The 15377-nt window shown below is 68.8% G+C and carries 14 protein-coding genes; 11 read left to right on the forward strand and 3 right to left on the reverse strand.

The window, feature by feature from the left end; translation table 11 throughout:
• Positions 1 to 270: 270 nt before the first annotated feature.
• Positions 271 to 612, reverse strand: a complete 342-nt coding sequence (locus NR810_RS07330; protein ID WP_257449422.1) for an FmdB family zinc ribbon protein — start codon at positions 610 to 612, stop codon at positions 271 to 273.
• 19 nt (positions 613 to 631) lie between these two features.
• Entirely contained in the window at positions 632 to 1840 is a 1209-nt protein-coding gene (locus NR810_RS07335) for a hypothetical protein (RefSeq protein ID WP_257449424.1), read from the reverse strand.
• A gap of 228 nt (positions 1841 to 2068) precedes the next feature.
• Here NR810_RS07335 and NR810_RS07340 point away from each other — a divergent pair, with 228 nt between their 5' ends.
• The 6 genes from NR810_RS07340 to NR810_RS07365 all read left to right on the forward strand — a co-directional run bounded on the left by NR810_RS07340 (position 2069) and on the right by NR810_RS07365 (position 7308).
• Positions 2069 to 2512, forward strand: coding sequence for a Fur family transcriptional regulator (locus NR810_RS07340; protein WP_257449426.1), 444 nt, complete (start codon positions 2069 to 2071; stop codon positions 2510 to 2512).
• A complete protein-coding gene (locus NR810_RS07345) occupies positions 2509 to 3030 on the forward strand; it encodes a TlpA family protein disulfide reductase (protein WP_257449428.1) in 522 nt (173 codons plus the stop codon). The genes NR810_RS07340 and NR810_RS07345 overlap by 4 nt, the downstream gene beginning before the upstream one ends.
• Positions 3031 to 3168: 138 nt before the next feature.
• The gene (locus NR810_RS07350; RefSeq protein ID WP_257449430.1) at positions 3169 to 3444 is read left to right on the forward strand and encodes an FtsB family cell division protein; all 276 of its coding nucleotides are present in this window, start codon (positions 3169 to 3171) and stop codon (positions 3442 to 3444) included.
• 2 nt (positions 3445 to 3446) lie between these two features.
• Complete coding sequence (locus tag NR810_RS07355) at positions 3447 to 5612, forward strand: sensor domain-containing diguanylate cyclase (protein WP_257449433.1); 2166 nt, start codon at positions 3447 to 3449, stop codon at positions 5610 to 5612.
• Entirely contained in the window at positions 5609 to 6409 is an 801-nt protein-coding gene (locus tag NR810_RS07360; RefSeq protein WP_257449435.1) for a class I SAM-dependent methyltransferase, read from the forward strand. Before NR810_RS07355 ends, NR810_RS07360 begins: the two co-directional genes overlap by 4 nt.
• 92 nt (positions 6410 to 6501) lie before the next feature.
• Positions 6502 to 7308: a hypothetical protein gene (locus NR810_RS07365; protein WP_257449437.1), complete on the forward strand. Its 807-nt coding sequence runs from the start codon at positions 6502 to 6504 to the stop codon at positions 7306 to 7308.
• Between the two features lie 223 nt (positions 7309 to 7531).
• Here the strand turns inward: NR810_RS07365 and NR810_RS07370 are convergent, their stop codons facing one another.
• Positions 7532 to 9229 (reverse strand): HAD-IG family 5'-nucleotidase, encoded by a 1698-nt coding sequence (locus tag NR810_RS07370; RefSeq protein ID WP_257449439.1) that lies wholly within the window; start codon positions 9227 to 9229, stop codon positions 7532 to 7534.
• Between the two features lie 79 nt (positions 9230 to 9308).
• Between NR810_RS07370 and NR810_RS07375 the strand changes: the two genes are divergently transcribed.
• The 5 genes from NR810_RS07375 to NR810_RS07395 all read left to right on the forward strand — a co-directional run bounded on the left by NR810_RS07375 (position 9309) and on the right by NR810_RS07395 (position 15376).
• Positions 9309 to 9635 (forward strand): hypothetical protein, encoded by a 327-nt coding sequence (locus tag NR810_RS07375; protein ID WP_257449441.1) that lies wholly within the window; start codon positions 9309 to 9311, stop codon positions 9633 to 9635.
• Entirely contained in the window at positions 9632 to 11827 is a 2196-nt protein-coding gene (locus tag NR810_RS07380; protein WP_257449442.1) for a serine/threonine protein kinase, read from the forward strand. The genes NR810_RS07375 and NR810_RS07380 overlap by 4 nt, the downstream gene beginning before the upstream one ends.
• 4 nt (positions 11828 to 11831) lie before the next feature.
• Positions 11832 to 12491, forward strand: coding sequence for a response regulator (locus tag NR810_RS07385; protein ID WP_257449444.1), 660 nt, complete (start codon positions 11832 to 11834; stop codon positions 12489 to 12491).
• Between the two features lie 97 nt (positions 12492 to 12588).
• Positions 12589 to 13935 carry a M16 family metallopeptidase gene (locus NR810_RS07390; protein WP_257449446.1) on the forward strand — a complete coding sequence of 449 codons (1347 nt, stop codon included), beginning with the start codon at positions 12589 to 12591 and terminating at the stop codon, positions 13933 to 13935.
• Between the two features lie 58 nt (positions 13936 to 13993).
• Complete coding sequence (locus NR810_RS07395; protein ID WP_257449448.1) at positions 13994 to 15376, forward strand: cytochrome P450; 1383 nt, start codon at positions 13994 to 13996, stop codon at positions 15374 to 15376.
• Position 15377 lies beyond the last annotated feature (1 nt).

Raw genomic sequence — 15377 nt, forward strand, 5'->3', positions numbered from 1 at the left:
GCGGGAGGGGCCCTTCCTTAGCTCAGCGGGGGCTCGGCGTCAGCGACGCATTGTCGCCCGCGCGCCGCTGCACTCCACAGCCTTTCACCGGTGGGCAGATGGGTCCGCGGCCATCGGGATCCGGCACGAGCAGGAATCGGCCCAGTCCGCGAGCATCGATCAGCTCCGGATGGCCACAGAGCACGCAACGGCGGGGTGGGCGCTTGGAGGGAGGAAATGGCACGCGGCCAGTCTCCCTCCCCTCCAACGCACGCGCGAATTTTCCGCCACTCAGCTCTTGCCGCCAGCAGCCGCCGCCGGGGTGCTCGACGCGCTGGTGCTGCTGCTCGAGGAGCTGCTCGACCCCGAGTCCGACGAGCTCGGGGTGGACGACGAGCTGCTGGCGCTGGACGAAGAGGACGAGCTGCTGGTGCTCCCGTCCTTCTTGGTGGAGCTGTAGAGATCCGAATACCAGCCGCCACCCTTGAGGACGAAGCTGGAGCGGCTCACGACCTTGCTCAGCGAGCCCTGGGCACCGCACGCGGTGCAGGTCTCGGGCGTCGGATCGCTCACCTTCTGCAGGACATCGATCGTCTTTTCACAGGACTTGCAGGAGTACTCGTAGATGGGCATGGCTTGACCTCTTGTTCTTCTAAGGCGTGGAGTGGCGGGAGCCGTCCGGGGTCCGCTTGCGCAGCTCCTCGGCCACTCCCAGTCGTTCGAGCGCGCGGAGCACGAGCTCGCTCGGGGCCCTGTGCTTGCGGGCCACGGCTTCGGCGAGCTCCGACAGCGTCGTGGCCGCCGGCAGCTCGTCGCGCACCAGCACCTCGAGCTCGCGGCGCAGCAGATCCGTGAACCGCTTCTTGATTCCCAGATCCGCCAGGTACTTGTCCCGCCCGAGCAGATCCAACCGCTGGGTCAGGTGGCGCGTGGTGAGGGCCTCGCGGCGGAAGCGCTCGCGCAGCTCCTCGACCTCCTGGGAGATGCCCGCCTTGGCCTCGAGCTGCTTGAGCTCGGACGGGCTGAGCCCCAGCGCCCAGCCCACCCGGCCGGAGGCGCCGCGGTGCTCGGTGAAGGCGGCGAGGATGGCCGTGCGCTCGCGGGTTTCCATGGCCTCCATCAACCCCTGAGCCCTCAGCGCTCCTTCCAGCTCCGAGAGCGTCAGGTCTCCCCGGGCGCCGTTGTACTGGCCCTCCAGGGACTTGAGCAGCGCGAAGCGGTGCTCGTGCGCCTCGATCGAGGCCTCCAGCGTCTCCCGGCCCGAGGCGCGTGTCAGCTCCTGGAAGCTCGTCTTGGGAGCATCCAGGCGGGTGAAGCGCCCGCGGGGCTTGGGCAGATCGCGCTTGAGGAAGCTGGGCGCCTCCCCGGCCTCGTCGAGCTCGGGCGGCAGCGGCTCCGGGGTGGTGCGCTTGCGAGGGGCGATCCGCGCCTGGACCGTCTCTCCGCGGGACTTCTCGGAGGCCTCCCGCCGGGCGGGCACGGGGGCGGGGACGGCGGGGGTGGCGAAGGAGGGCACCTCCGGGGCGGGCGGCGGCGCGGGCGGGCGCTTCTCCTCCCGGACACGGGCCAGCTCCTGCACCACCTCATAATAGCCGGAGCCTTGCCGCACCGCGGCGAGCGCGGGCGCCGTGCCCTTGAGCACGTCCACGACGGCGAAGGGCCCGAGCGGCGTGGCTTCCGGCTCGGTGTCGGTCAAGGTACGAACCCGGAAGTCCTCCGATTCGGCGAGCAGGGCGAGTGCCTCGCGAACCTCAGTGGGGGTTGCAGGCGATTTGGCTCGCCGGCAGTAGTCGGAGACGGCCACCGCCACGGGGGTGGGCACGTCATCGGGTTGCCGCTGTCTCTGCCAGTGACTGTTCATGAAAGTTGCGGAAAAATGCTCGTTTACGAGGCCGGGTGCCTCTATCTTCGCTGGCAGACGGGTGTCAATGAATCCGACCGGCTCCAATCTAAACAGCCAGCGGAAGGTGCAAGTTGGTATCGCACCCGGGCAGGGGTGCGTGTACTCCTTATGTCCGGCGGGTAGACAATCCGTGGAACGAGGGGCCATCGCGGTGGCTCGGAGGGCAGGCGAGCCTTGAATCAGAACATGGACGAAGTCCTCCAGCGTTACATGGCGCAGCACGGGCTGAAGAGCACGCGCCAGCGCAGTCTCATCATCGACACCTTCTTCTCCGTCGGGGGCCACCTCTCCGTCGAGGAGCTGTGGAACAAGGTGCGCGAACAGGACACCAAGGTGTCGGTGGCGACGGTGTACCGGACGATGAAGTTGCTCAACGAGTGCGGCCTGGCCCACGCGCGCAACTTCGGGGACGGACAGACGCGCTACGAGGCCGCGGCGGGGAGAGAGCACCACGATCACCTCATCTGCACGCACTGCGGCACCATCGTCGAGTTCGAGGACGACCGCATCGAGGAGATGCAGGACGCGGTGGCACGCAAGCACGGCTTCACGGTGACATCGCACAAGATGGAGCTGTACGGGCTGTGCAAGAACTGTCAGCGGCGCTCCGCCCCCAAGAGCGAGGCATGAGGCGCGCGGCCCTGGCCCTCGGGTGCGCGCTGGCGCTGGCCCTGGCGGGGTGCCGCACCGTCCCCGAAGGGCCGGCGGCGGGCTCGGGGCCCTCTCCGTACCTCGGGGCGCTGATGCTGCCCTCGGTGGGACCCACGCCGTATGAGTGGAACCGGCTGCCCGGGCGCGTGGTGATGGTGGCCTTCTTCGCCACCTGGTGCTTCCCGTGCCTGGCGGAGCTGCCCACGCTGGAGGCGCTCCAGAAGGAGTACGGCCCCCAGGGCTTCCAGGTGGTGCTGGTGGGCATGGATCTGGAGGGCACGCTCGTGCTGGAGCCCTTCGCCAACCAGTACGCGCTGAACTTCCCGGTGCTGGTGTCCGACCAGGGCATGCAGCAGGGGCGCAGCGCCTTCGGGCTCATTCCCGCGCTGCCCTCCACCTTCCTCCTGGACAAGGGAGGCCAGGTGGCCGGTGCGTGGCAGGGCGTGGCCGGCCACAGGGACATCTCGCGCGCGGTGGAAGAACTGTTGCGGCGCTGAAGCGCGCCTCCCGTGTGCTGTTCCTCATCCGATGTCCGAGTCCCCGCGGCGCGTGTAGGAGCGAGGGCCGGGAGCCCGCTACATGCCTGGAGCGGATTTCTTGCCGGGGGTGTCGCCGCTGGTACCTTCCGGCCACTCATGACGGTGCGGCGAAAGCTCCTCGGTGTGGCGGCGTGCGTGGCCGCGGTCCTGACGCTGGTTTCGGTCGTGGACGCGAAGGGCTTCCGCCGCTACCTGCGCCTGCGCCAGGACGTGGAGTCCATCCAGGCCCGCAATCGCGTCCTCTCCGAGCAGAACGACGCCCTCCGGCGTGAAATCAACGCGCTGCGCAACGACCCCAACGCCCTCGAGCGCGCCGCGCGCGAAGAGCTCGGCTACATCAAGCCGGGCGAGATCGTCTTCCACCTGGAGTAACCATGTCCGCCCTTTCGGCCATCCCTCCAGCCTCCAAGCTCCTGCGCCCCCTGGTGCGCGCCGTTCCCGCGGCGGCCGTGCTGTCCGCCTTCGTCCACATCGCCCGGGGTGGGTTCCGGGGCCTGCAGACGCTGGGCTGGACGGAGGCCTCCATCGTCCTGTTCCTGCTGGCCGGACTGGGGCTCATGGCCTGGAGGCGCTTCACCCGTGGCGCCGTGGGCGCTCCGCTCTACCTGCGGGATGATCTGGAGCTGGGGGCGGTGCTCATCGCCGTGGCCTTCATCGTGGTGGCCATCGCCGGTGGGGCGGTGTTCCCCATCGTCTACCTGCTCATGGCCTTCCTGGTGGCCTTCCTGCCGCGCAACGCGGGACTGACGCTGCTGGGCGTGGCGCTGGCCTTCGACGCGCTCGTCTCGTTGCAGGGCCCGGAGCGCAGCATCACCTCCTTCCTCACCCACTCGCTGTTCCTGTCGCTCTTCGCCGGCCTGTACCAGCTGGTGCTCGCCTCGCGCATCGCCGCCGCCCGCCGCGCCGAGAGCTCCGCGGTGGAGAAGCGCATCAAGGAGGTCGAGGAGCGCGCCCGCACCTTCCGCCTCGTCAGCTCCGGCTCCCACGACAACCCGCCGGACGTGAAGGACGAGGAGAAGTGGCTGCTGGCCTCGGTGAAGGAGATCGAGGGCGCGGTGGGCGCCGCGCTGGAGATCGCCGAGACGGCGCTCAAGACGAACACCTGCGCGGCCTTCCTGCTGACGTCGGACGACAAGGGGCTGAAGCTGTACGACTGCCGCAGCATGTCGGACCGCGTGCAGCGCGAGAGCTTCAACGCGGGGGAGGGGATGCTGGGCGGGGTGCTCAAGCGCCGGGCGCCGGTGCGGATGCACTCGGCACATGGGCTCAAGGGCATCACCTGGTACGACGGGGGTGCCCCCGAGCTGAAGGCCGTGCTGGCCGTGCCGATCATCGAGGGCAGCGGGCTGGTGCGCGGCGTGCTGGTGGCGGATCGGCTGACGCACAACCCGTTCTCGGACGACGACGAGAAGCTCTTCACCACGATCGCCGCCGAGGTGCTGCGGTCGATCGAGGTGGAGCGGGTGATGACGTACATCCGCAAGACGCGCGACGAAAAGGATCGGTTCTTCCGGGCGATCGAGGAGCTCAACCGGGCGGGGAGCCCGGAGCAGGTGTTCCTGGCGGTGCTGGAGAGCGCGCGGCAGCTGGCGGGCCTGGACTTCTGCGCCGTCACCATCGTGAACGAGGTGGAAGGCAAGCGGATGCACAAGGTGGCGCGGATGCTGGGCGTGACGGCGCAGGGCAGCAAGGCGCTCGAGGGCCGCAGCTTCCCGGACAACAATGGGCTGGTGGCCAACGTGGTGCGCTACGGCGCGCCGCTGCCCGGGCGCGACATCAAGGCCATGGACCGGCAGGTCATCTTCGACGAGGAGACGCAGCTGCGCGGCCTGGCGGCGCTGAAGATCTTCCCGCTCACGGCGGGCGACAGGATCCTCGGGACGCTGGTGGCGGGCTCGCGCCGCAAGGCGGCGCTGGACCACGACGTGCTGCGGATGCTGGAGGTGATCGCGATCCAGGCGGCGCAGGCGGTGCTGCGTGCGCAGCTCTACGAGGCGATGGAGCGGATGGCGACGACGGACGGCATGACGGGCCTGTACAACAACCGCACCTTCCAGACGAAGGCGGACGAGATGCTGGCGCACTCGCGGCGGTACGGGCGCAAGTGCTCGCTGATCCTCACGGACGTGGACCACTTCAAGAGCGTGAACGACACGTATGGCCACCTGACGGGAGACCAGGTGCTCAAGGGCGTGGCGCGCATCCTCAAGCAGCAGGCGCGGGACACGGACATCGTGGCGCGTTACGGCGGTGAGGAGTTCGCGATCCTGATGCCGGAGACGGAGGCGAAGGGGGCGAAGGTGATCGCGGAACGTATCCGCGAGGCGATCAAGGCCGAGGTGTTCCAGACGGAGATGGGCCCGCTGAAGGTGACGCTGTCGTTGGGAATCGCGACGGCGCCGGATCACGGAACGGACAAGCTGGTGCTGGTGGAGCAGGCGGACCAGTGCCTGTACTACGCGAAGAGGCACGGCCGGAACCAGTCGGTGACGGTGGCCGAGGCGCAGGGAGGAAGAAAGCTCCAGGCGGTCGAGGGTTGATACAAAAACGAGTCCCGCTGGCGGTGACGACGAGCGGCAAGCCGGAAGACGCGCTGGTGGCCCGGGCGAGGGAAGCGGCGCGCGAGTGGAATCTGCCCTTCATCCCGAGGAGGAAGAAGCAGCCCATGGGTCCGCTGCTCGAATCCGCGGCGGACGCCTTCATCGTCTTCGAGCGAGAGGGCGTATCCCTCTGGGACAAGGAAGGCTCCTTCAGCTTCAATCCTGGGATGGCGCACCTGCGCCGGCTGCGGATCCTCTCGGGGCAGAAGGGCGGGGATGATGCGCTCGTGCGAGTAGCCGAGCTGCGCGCGGGAGACCACTTCCTCGATTGCACGCTGGGGCTCGGGCAGGACGCGCTGGTGGCGGCACTGGTGGTGGGGCCGTCGGGGCGGGTCGTGGGCCTGGAGAAGAGCCTCGCGCTGTACGCGGTCGTCTCCGAGGGCCTCGAGACCTACGACTACGGCCCGGACTCATACCGGGTGGAGACGGTGCGAGCGGACTCCCACGAGTACCTGCGCGCGCTGCCTTCGGGCTCATTCGACGTCGTCTTCTTCGATCCGATGTTCGAGAAGCCCAAGAAGTCCCAGCCGGCGTTCGAGATGCTCCGCCGGTTCGCCGAGCACGCGCCGCTCACGCCGGAGACGCTGGAGGAGGCGAGACGGGTGGCGCGGCGGTGGGTGGTGGTGAAGGGGGCGAAGTACTCGGAGGACCTCGAGAAGCTGGGGCTCGAGGCCGAACCCGGCTCGCGCTACACCTCCGTCGTCTGGGGGCGCGTTCCGGCGGCACCCGCACGGTAGACGTGCACCTCCGCCGGATCCGGCACGGATTTGGAACTCCTCGCGCTCGCGGCTGTCTCCTACGCTCGCGCGAACAAGAGGAGGTTCACACGATGCGTCACACGATGCGGTGGCTGTCCGTGGTGGGAGGGTTGTGCTTCTCGTGGGCTCCGGCGGCGATGGCGGAGGGCACGCCCGTCGACTGCGGCGGTGTGGAGTGCGAGGGCATCCGCGAGATGAAGGCGCTGTTCCAGGCGGAGGGTTCCTACTTCGCGGAGAGGGACCTGTACTCACAGAACCTGGCGGCGGTGGGGTTCTCGCCCGCGGCGTGCGCGGATGGCTCGCGAGCGCCCGTGCCGGGACCGGGCTGGGTGGCGGGCTGCCACTTCGCCTATCGGGTGACGTCCGTGACGGGGCTGCCGGATTCGTCCTTCACCGCCATCGCCCAGGGGGCCGCGGGCACTCCGGCCGAGGGCATCACGCTGGGGATCGGCTCGCCCTCGCTCCAGAACGTCGTCTTCTGGCTGGAGCGCTCCGGCGTGCGCCGCCACGTCTCCTGGGACGAGTGTCTGCCGGCCGGGTCCTTCACGTGCGCCGCCCAGGAGCGCGAGGGCCTCGAGGGCATCCGCGCCCTCTTCACCACGGAGCGGTCCTTCCTCCAGGAGAAGGACCGGTACTCGAGCAACCTCGCGGAGGTGGGCTTCCTGCCCCTGAGCTGCACGGATGGCACGCGCCCCCCGGTCCCGGACAGCTCGTGGCTCGGTGGGTGCCGCTTCATCTACCGCGTCGAGGTGACGGGGCCGTTCAGCTTCACCGCCACGGCGCGCGCCGTGTCCGGCCTCATCGCGGGCACCACGATCCAGATCGACCAGACCGGCACGCTCACCCTCAAGCCCGTCCACTCCGACACGTGCCGGTGAGACGGGCGCGATCTCCGCTCGCCGTTCTCAGGCCCTGAAAAAACAGACCTCGGAACCCGAGACGAGAATTCTCGGGGACCGAGGCCGGAGCACTCCAGGGAGAGGGGGAAAACCCTGGCTGCACGCTCTTTGAATAATCGGGTCTGGCCCGGCGTGCATCACCAATCTTCAAGTAGGGCAGGGCAATGTGACCATTGGGGCACAATGTTCCGCCGGAGGGGTCCTATCTCGCGCCCTTGGGAGGGCCTTCGCTGCCCACCTGCGACAGCTTCGCCGACCACGCCCCGGCCTGTTCGTGCGACATCAAGTCGCGCGGCGAACGGTAGTACTGCATCGGCGAGTCGTGCAGGAAGTTCGACACCCGGCTCGTGTACAGGCACGCGTAGCGCTCCACCTGCTCGCCGAACCGGCTGTTCTCGTTGCCCTCCTTGAAGAGCAGCCCCCAGTACGGGTTGAAGCCTTCCTCCACCTCGCGCTCGAGGATGTCCGCGATGTCCGTGGCCTCGCGCAGCGCCCAGCGCAGCTTGTCCAGCTCCACCTTCGTCCGCCGCCGCTCCTCCTCCATCCGCGTCGCCTCCGCGGGCTCCAGCCCCCCTCGCTCCAGCTTCCGGTCCAACGTGTTGAGCACCCCCTTGTGGTGCGCCACCTCGTCGTCCAGCCGCTCGCGCGTCAGCTCCACCTCGGACAGCCGTTCGATCCGCTCCTGTTGCCCGTCCGTGTAGGTGATCTCGTCCTCGATCTCCTGGACGATCATGCACGTGCGCCACAGCGAGGACTTCTTCGACTTGAGGATGTCCCCGTAGATGTGGTCTCCCACGTACAGCACGCGCTCACCCGAGTGGCCGGTGTGCTGCTCGAACTGCACCAGGTTGCCGCCCTGGTACACCTTGCCGCGCTCCAACGAGGTGGCCTCGCCCACCACGCGCGCCTCCTCGCCGGGCCCCGCCGTCTCCAGCTCCAGGAAGGGCCGCTGCTCGGAGAAGAACGCCGGCTTGGACGCCAGCGTCACCACGTAATCGAAGTAGTTGCGCCAGCTCGGGTACTCGGCCACCTGGCCGTCCAGCAGGTAGCGCATCACCGCGTCCGTGTAGTCCCACGCCGAGTTCGTCAGCAGGAACAGCCGCTTGCCTCCCGAGCGCAGCTTGTGCAGCGCGGGGCCCAGCTCCGGATCCTGGAAGATGTAGCGCCCCAGCTCCTTGCGCACCTCGCGCTTGAGCGAGTTGTCCCGGTGCACCGTGTCGATGGCCTCGCGGATGTCGTCGTACAGCTTGCCGTAGTCCACGCGCTGGCCCAGCGACTCGAGCAGCTCGATGATGGCCGCGAACAGCCACGCCTCGGGCAGGGCGAAGAGCGTGTCGATCCACGCGAAGCGCGGGTTCTTCAGCTGCACCCGCTGGTTGCGGTACAGCTTCTTCCACAGCTCGCGATCCAACGGCCGCAGCCCGTGCCAGGCCCGCCCCACGTAGCCGAACCGGTCCATCTTCAGCAGGTTGCCGTTGGCCTTGTCCACGGCCAGCCCGCGCATCACGAAGTGGTGGTCGTACTGCAGCTGGCCGATGACGGACGGGTAGCCGCGCTCGCTGACCAGCTTCGCGAGCGTCATGTCGTACGCCAGCTGCTCCAGCCGCCGCATGTGGTAGATGGCCAGCGTGTAGTCCATGTCGAAGCCGATGAGGTCGACGCTGGACATGCGCAGGTTGCGGTTGACGAAGATGTCCCGCGCGCGCGGCACCTGGCGGGTGCTCACCCGGGGCACGCTCAGCAGGCGGGCGAGCTCCCCGTCCTCGAAGAGGCTCTGGGCGCGGTGCTCGGCTTCCTCGGCGTGGGCGCGGTTGAGGGAGGAGCGGAAGCTGCCGTGGAGGGGATCCGCGGTGGTCGGGCTTCCAGGGATGGGGCCGGTCGGGGAGAGTTTCGGAGACACGGGAAGGACAGAGATAACACGCGCTCCCCATGCGGCACCATCCTCCCGGACCGTCCTCCTTGCGGGGGGACGAGCCGGCGTGGCACGCTCGCGGGTCCCCATGCGCACGTCCGCCAGACGCCCCTCGTCCGACGCCGACCTCCACGCGCGGCTGTCCGCCCGGATCGAGGCCTTGGAGGACCGTGTCCGCCGGCTCGAGGCCCTGGTGCGTGGCGCCGCCGCCGCCGGGCGTGCGCGTGCCTCGGGCCAGGTGCGCCGCAAGGCGGCCGCTCCCCGGGTGGCCGGCCGGGCCCGGCCTCGCTGCCCCGGGTGTACACTGGAGCTGCCCCCTGGTCGCCGGGGCGAGGCGTGCGTCTGGTGCGGGTTCCAATTCGACGCCGTCCGGCCCCGGAAGAGGAAGGGATGAGCAGCAGCTACCGGTTGACCGGCCGCATCGAGGCCGGAGAGCTCGCCGATCTGTACGAGGCCGTCCTGGAGCCGGGTGGCTTCAAGTTCGTCATCAAGCTCTTCCACCCCAAGACGTCGGATCCCCGCTACGCCACCGTGCTGGCCCAGACGTACAGCGTCCTCAACCCGCTGGGCTCCGAGGGCGTCGTCCATGTCGTCGACATGGGCTTCGTGAAGGATCGGCTCGCCGTGGTGCGCGAGGCGGTGGATGGCTACACGCTCGGCACCGCGCTGCAGCGGCTCAACACCAAGGAGGTCCTCCTCCCTCCGGCCATCGCGCTCCATCTGATCATCCAGATCCTCGAGGCCGTGGAGCGCGCCCACTCCGTGGGGGTCATCCACGGCGCCATCACCCCGGGCAACGTCCTGCTGTCGCGCGCGGGCCAGCCCCGGGTGGCCGACTTCGGGGCGCTCCGGGCGCTGCTGGAGGTGCCCCAGCTCAAGCGCGTCTTCGCCCACCGGGGCCGCGGCGCCTACCGCGCCCCCGAGGTGGGCCGGGGCGATCACCCCGACGTCCTGGCCGACATCTATTCCATCGGCGCCATCGCCTACGAGCTGCTCACCCTGCGCGAGGCCATCGTGCCGGATGGGGGCGTCAGCACCCGCCGCGCCGGCCTGCCCCCGCCCAGCCGGCTGGATCGCCGCATCCACGCGCGGTTGGATCCGATCATCCTGCGCGCGCTGGAGGGCATGTCCTCGCGGCGGTTCCACTCGTGCGGCGAGTTCGCCAACGCGCTGCGCAACTTCCTCTCCACCAACGGAGGCGTGCCCGGCCCCGAGGAGCTGCGCCGCTTCGTCTCCGAGCTCTTCCCCAACGAGGTGTCCGTCGGGGCGCTCGGCCCGGTACCGTTCTCCGAGCGCTTCACGCTGACACCCATCTCCGGCGTGTCGCTGGCGCAGGTGAACGCGGACGCGCTGGAGAAGTCCGTGGTGGTGCGGCCCTCCTTCAGTCCGGCCCTCAGCGAGGTCGACACCATGGAGGCCCCGCCCGCCTTCGAGGAGTACCAGCCCGAGCCCACCGTGGCGCCGGGGCCCGTGATGGCTCGCGGCGTCCTCGACTCCACCCACATCTTCGGGCTGTCGAAGGAGGGCGCCGCCGAGGTGACCCACTTCCCGCCGAAGTCCGAGACGGACCGTGGTGCCCCGGTGACGGAGCTCGAGGTGACCCGTGTCCCGGTGAAGGAGCCCGAGGCCACCCGGGTGGGGCCGAAGGAGGGGAGTGAGGCGGTGCGTCATGGCCCGCCAGGAGACGACGAGCAGACGTGGGTGGCGCCTCCGGGAGCGGCGCCGCCCAAGCCTCGCCGGGGGCCGGTGCTGCCCCAGGGCGCCGCGAAGGAGGGGACTCGGATTGTGAAGAACCCCCGCCTGCGCGTGGTGGAGGATCTCACCCGTCCCGAGCCCAAGCCCGAGGAGGGTGATGCGGAGGACCGGATCGACACCGCGAAGATGGAGCCCGAGCACACGGTGAGCCGCTCGCGGGTGTCCGAGGGCACGGTGACGCGGGCGCGCATCCCTCCGTCCCTGGTGCGAGGCCACTCCGAGAAGCCGCCAGCCGAGCCGGATCGCTCGTACATCCCCATGCCCCCGCCCACGTCGCCGGAGGTGAAGGCGGCGGTGTCCCAGCAGCGCCTGTTCACCGAGGAGCGCAACCTCCTGGCGGACGCACGGCGCCGGCGCCAGATGCTGGCCGTGGCGGGAGTCATCGCGCTGGTGGCGACGGTGTGCTTCGTCTTCGGGTTGTGGCGGTTCATGCAGAAGCCGCAGCTCGACACGGACCCCAAGGTGTCCGCGGTCAGCGGCGCCGTGGAGCAGTACCTCCAGCAGCAGCCCTCGCCGCCTTCCTCGCCCTCGAAGTCCCGGACGCCGCCGGATCCCGTGGTGGTCTCCGGGTCCGGTGTGTCCGAGGACTCCCACAAGACGGGCATCGCGTATCTGTCGATCTCCGCCAACCTCCCGGCCCGTGCCTACGTCGATGGCGTCCGCGTGAAGCGCAACCTGCCGCTGGCGCGCTACCCGGTGCGGTCGGGAACCCGGGAGATCATCGTGGAGACGATCGGCACGCCGCGGCAGCGCGAGGCGTTCCAGGTGCGCCTGGAGCGCGGCGAGCACAAGAAGTTGGAGCAGCTCTTCCAGCACACCCCCAACCCCTGACGCCATGGACCGGACCCGCATCTTCGTCGTCGAGGATCAGCCGACCCTGCTGCGCAACCTCCTCAAGGTGCTCGGGACGTTCCCCGAGCTCGAGGTGGTGGGCAGCTCGCAGGACGGTGAGCAGGCCGTGGAGGACGTGGTCCAGGCCCGGCCGCAGCTGGTGCTGTTGGACCTGGAGCTGCCGGGCCTCAACGGCATCGAGGTGACGCGGCGGGTGAAGCGCCGGGCCCCCGAGGTGGAGGTGCTCATCCTCACGTCCTTCGAGGACGAGCAGAAGGTGTACGAGGCGATCCAGGCGGGGGCCTCGGGCTACCTGGTGAAGAGGGTGGGGCCGGAGAAGATCCGCTCGGGCATCCGCGAGGTGATGGAGGGCGGCACGGTGCTCGAGCCCCTCATCGCGCGGCGCTTCTGGAACTACTTCCAGTCCATCCAGGCGAAGCCGCCCGAGCCTGAGAAGCAGAACCCGTGGGGCCTGACGCCCACCGAGTTCGACGTGCTGCGCTACGTGGCCAAGGGCCTGTCCAACGCCGAGGTGGGGCGGGTGATGACGCTGGAGCGGCGCACGGTGCGCACCCACCTGACGCACATCTACCGGAAGATGGGCGTCAACTCGCACGTGGACGCGGTGGTGATGGCCCTGCGCGCGGGGCTCGTGGAGCTGTGAGCCACGGTGGCGTGACGTACTTTCTACGATCGCGGCCGTATCCTCGGGAGGGCGCGATCTTCATGGAGCGGTGGACCTTTCAAGGGAATCCATCGCCATGCCTCGTCGCCTCTCCATCCTGCTCGCGCTCTACGCGGCCCTACCGTTCTCCGCCCTGACGGGCTGTGCCACCACGCCCGCGCCACGCGCCACTTCCAGGGCCTACCGGGGTTCCTCCACGGAGTACGCCAACGGACTGCGATTGCTGGTGCACGAGGATCCGAACGCTTCCCAGACCACGCTGCTCGTCTCCTATCGCGTGGGCGCCGTGGACGACCCCCCTGGCAAGGAGGGGCTCGCGTACCTGGCGGCGAGATTCACCCAGGCCGCGGCCTTCGCCACCGGACACTCTCCACATCCCCTGAGGGAACTGGAGGCCAAGGGGGTCCGTGCCGAGAGCAGGCGCGACCACGATACGACCAGTTTCATGTTCTCCACCCCCAGTGAGCAGCTCTCCCCGTTGATGGAGGTGGAGGCCTGGCGGATGCGCGATCCACTGGCGAACCTCTCCGAGGCGACCTTCCTCGATGTGCGCGATGAGCTGGTGGAGGAACTGCGCCAGTCACAGAATGCGGAGCTGGAGAGATTGGCGGTAGGGATGATTCAACGGCAATTACTGCCGGGCCACCCCTATGGCCGGCCCACAGAGGGTACTCCCGAATCCATCGGGCGCCTGACGCTGGACGACGTGCGCGCCTTCGTGAAGCAGCACTACACACCCGCGGCGGCCGTGGTGGCGGTGGCCGGTCCACGACCGCTGGGGGAAGTCAGGTCCGAGGTAGAGCGGCTCTTTCCGGGCTTGAGGGACACGAGCCGGACCGAACGTCTCTCTCCCGTCCAGAGCCAACCCCCGTCCTTTCCCAAGGTTCCCCCCAAGGACAAGGGCCTGCCGGTGATATCAGGTCCGGTCGTCAGCCCACTGCTGTACCTGGTCTGGGTGGCGCCTGGCTATTCCTCCGGGAAGAACCTCGAAGGAGACTTCGCTGAGTTCCTCCTCGGTGCGGTCCTGCGATACCACTCCGTGGCCCCCGGCATTCGCGTGTTCCGCTATCGCCTGGATGGAGTGTCTCTGATTATCGCGGAGTTGGGGTTGCACGAAAGGGGGGACGTGGAGACCGTCTTGGATTCCGCTTCGTCCGCGATCAACAAGTTGGTCACGCCTTACTACGTGCGCCGGTTGACTCCCATGACCCAACAACTCGCCCGAGCCATGCTCGTCCAGCAGGCGGAGCAATTCCCCCTCATGGAGGCGACCCGTCTCTGGCACACCACGGGCAGGGCGGACTACCTCAACCTTCGCAAGCAACAGATCGAGAGCCTCTCCGATCAGGTGATGCTCGACTACCTGCGGACCTACCTCCGTTTCGATCAGGCCCGGGTGTTTCTCGTGGTGAAATCCGAGTAGGCGCGCATGGACCGGGGGGCGTTGTTTCTCACTCCATGAGACGTGCTTCACTGGCGTCATGCCAGCCGTCCCCGAGACTTCCCCCACCGCTCCTCCCACCACCGGCGAATACGCTCCCTCCCGCCTCGAGCTGATCAAGACGGCTCGGAGCCGGGGCCGTCTCGGGATGATGATGGACGTCTGGCGCAACCACGGGGACCTGACCCGCCTGCGGATCGGCAAGCGCCCGTTCTTCCTGGTGGTCCACCCCGAGCACGTGCGCCACATCTCCGTCACCCACCGCCAGAACTACGACAAGCTCCAGAGCTACGACGAAGTCCGCAAGCTGTTGCTCGGCGGTGGGGTGCTCACCGCCACCGCCGAGCCCTGGCGCCAGCAGCGCAAGCTCATGGCCCCGTTCTTCACCCCTCGCGGCGCGGAGAAGTTCCTCCCCATCTTCATCTCCGACACCCAGCACTTCATCGAACGCTGGCGCGCGCGCCAGGGCTCTGGCCAGCCCGTCGAGATGCTCACCGAGATGATGCTCATCACCGCCCGCGTCATCCTGCACTCCGTCTTCAGCACGGACTCGGACGAGACCCTGCTGCGCTTCAAGGGCGCGGTGGAGACGATGATCGCGTTCGTGTCGGACCGGAACAACCTGCCGTTCCGGACGCCGCTGTGGCTGCCCACCCCCGGCAACCTGCGCTTCAAGCGGGCCCAGCGGCTCGTGAATGCCTATATTCGCCAGCTCCTCGCGCAGCGCCGCGCCATCCCCGAGTCCCAGTGGCCGGAGGATCTCCTCACGAAGCTGATGACCACGCGCGACGAGGAGACGGGCGCCACCATGGCGGACCAGCTCCTGCTCGACAACGGCATCACCCTGTTCTTCGCCGGGCACGAGACCACCGCCCGCACGCTGTCCTTCCTCTGGTACGCGCTCTCCCAGAACCCCGAGGTGGAGGCACGCCTGCACGCCGAGTTGGACTCGGTGCTGGGGGACGCGCCGCCGACGCTCGATGATCTGAAGAAGCTCCCGTACACCCTCCGGGTCGTGAAGGAGGTGCTCCGGCTCTATCCGGCCGCGCCGTTCTACGCGCGCGATTCCATCGCCGAGGACTCGCTCGACGGGGTGACGATCCCCGCCGGTTCACGGATGCTGCTCTTCTCGTTCGCCACCCACCGCCACCCGGCCTTCTGGGAGGACCCCGAGCGCTTCGATCCCGATCGCTGGTTGCCCGAGCGCGAGGCGGCGCGTGACTCGCACGCCTACCACCCGTTCGCGGCCGGCCAGCGCATCTGCCTGGGCAACAACTTCTCCCTGTTCGAGACGCACCTCATCACCGCCATGCTGGCGCGCCGGTTCAAGGTGCGACTCGAGCCCGGTCACACGCCGCACATCGACACCGCCGGCACGCTGGGGGTGCGCAACGGCCTGTGGATGCGCATCGAGGCGCGCTGAG

It is taken from the genome of Archangium lipolyticum (assembly GCF_024623785.1).
Classification (GTDB): domain Bacteria; phylum Myxococcota; class Myxococcia; order Myxococcales; family Myxococcaceae; genus Archangium; species Archangium lipolyticum.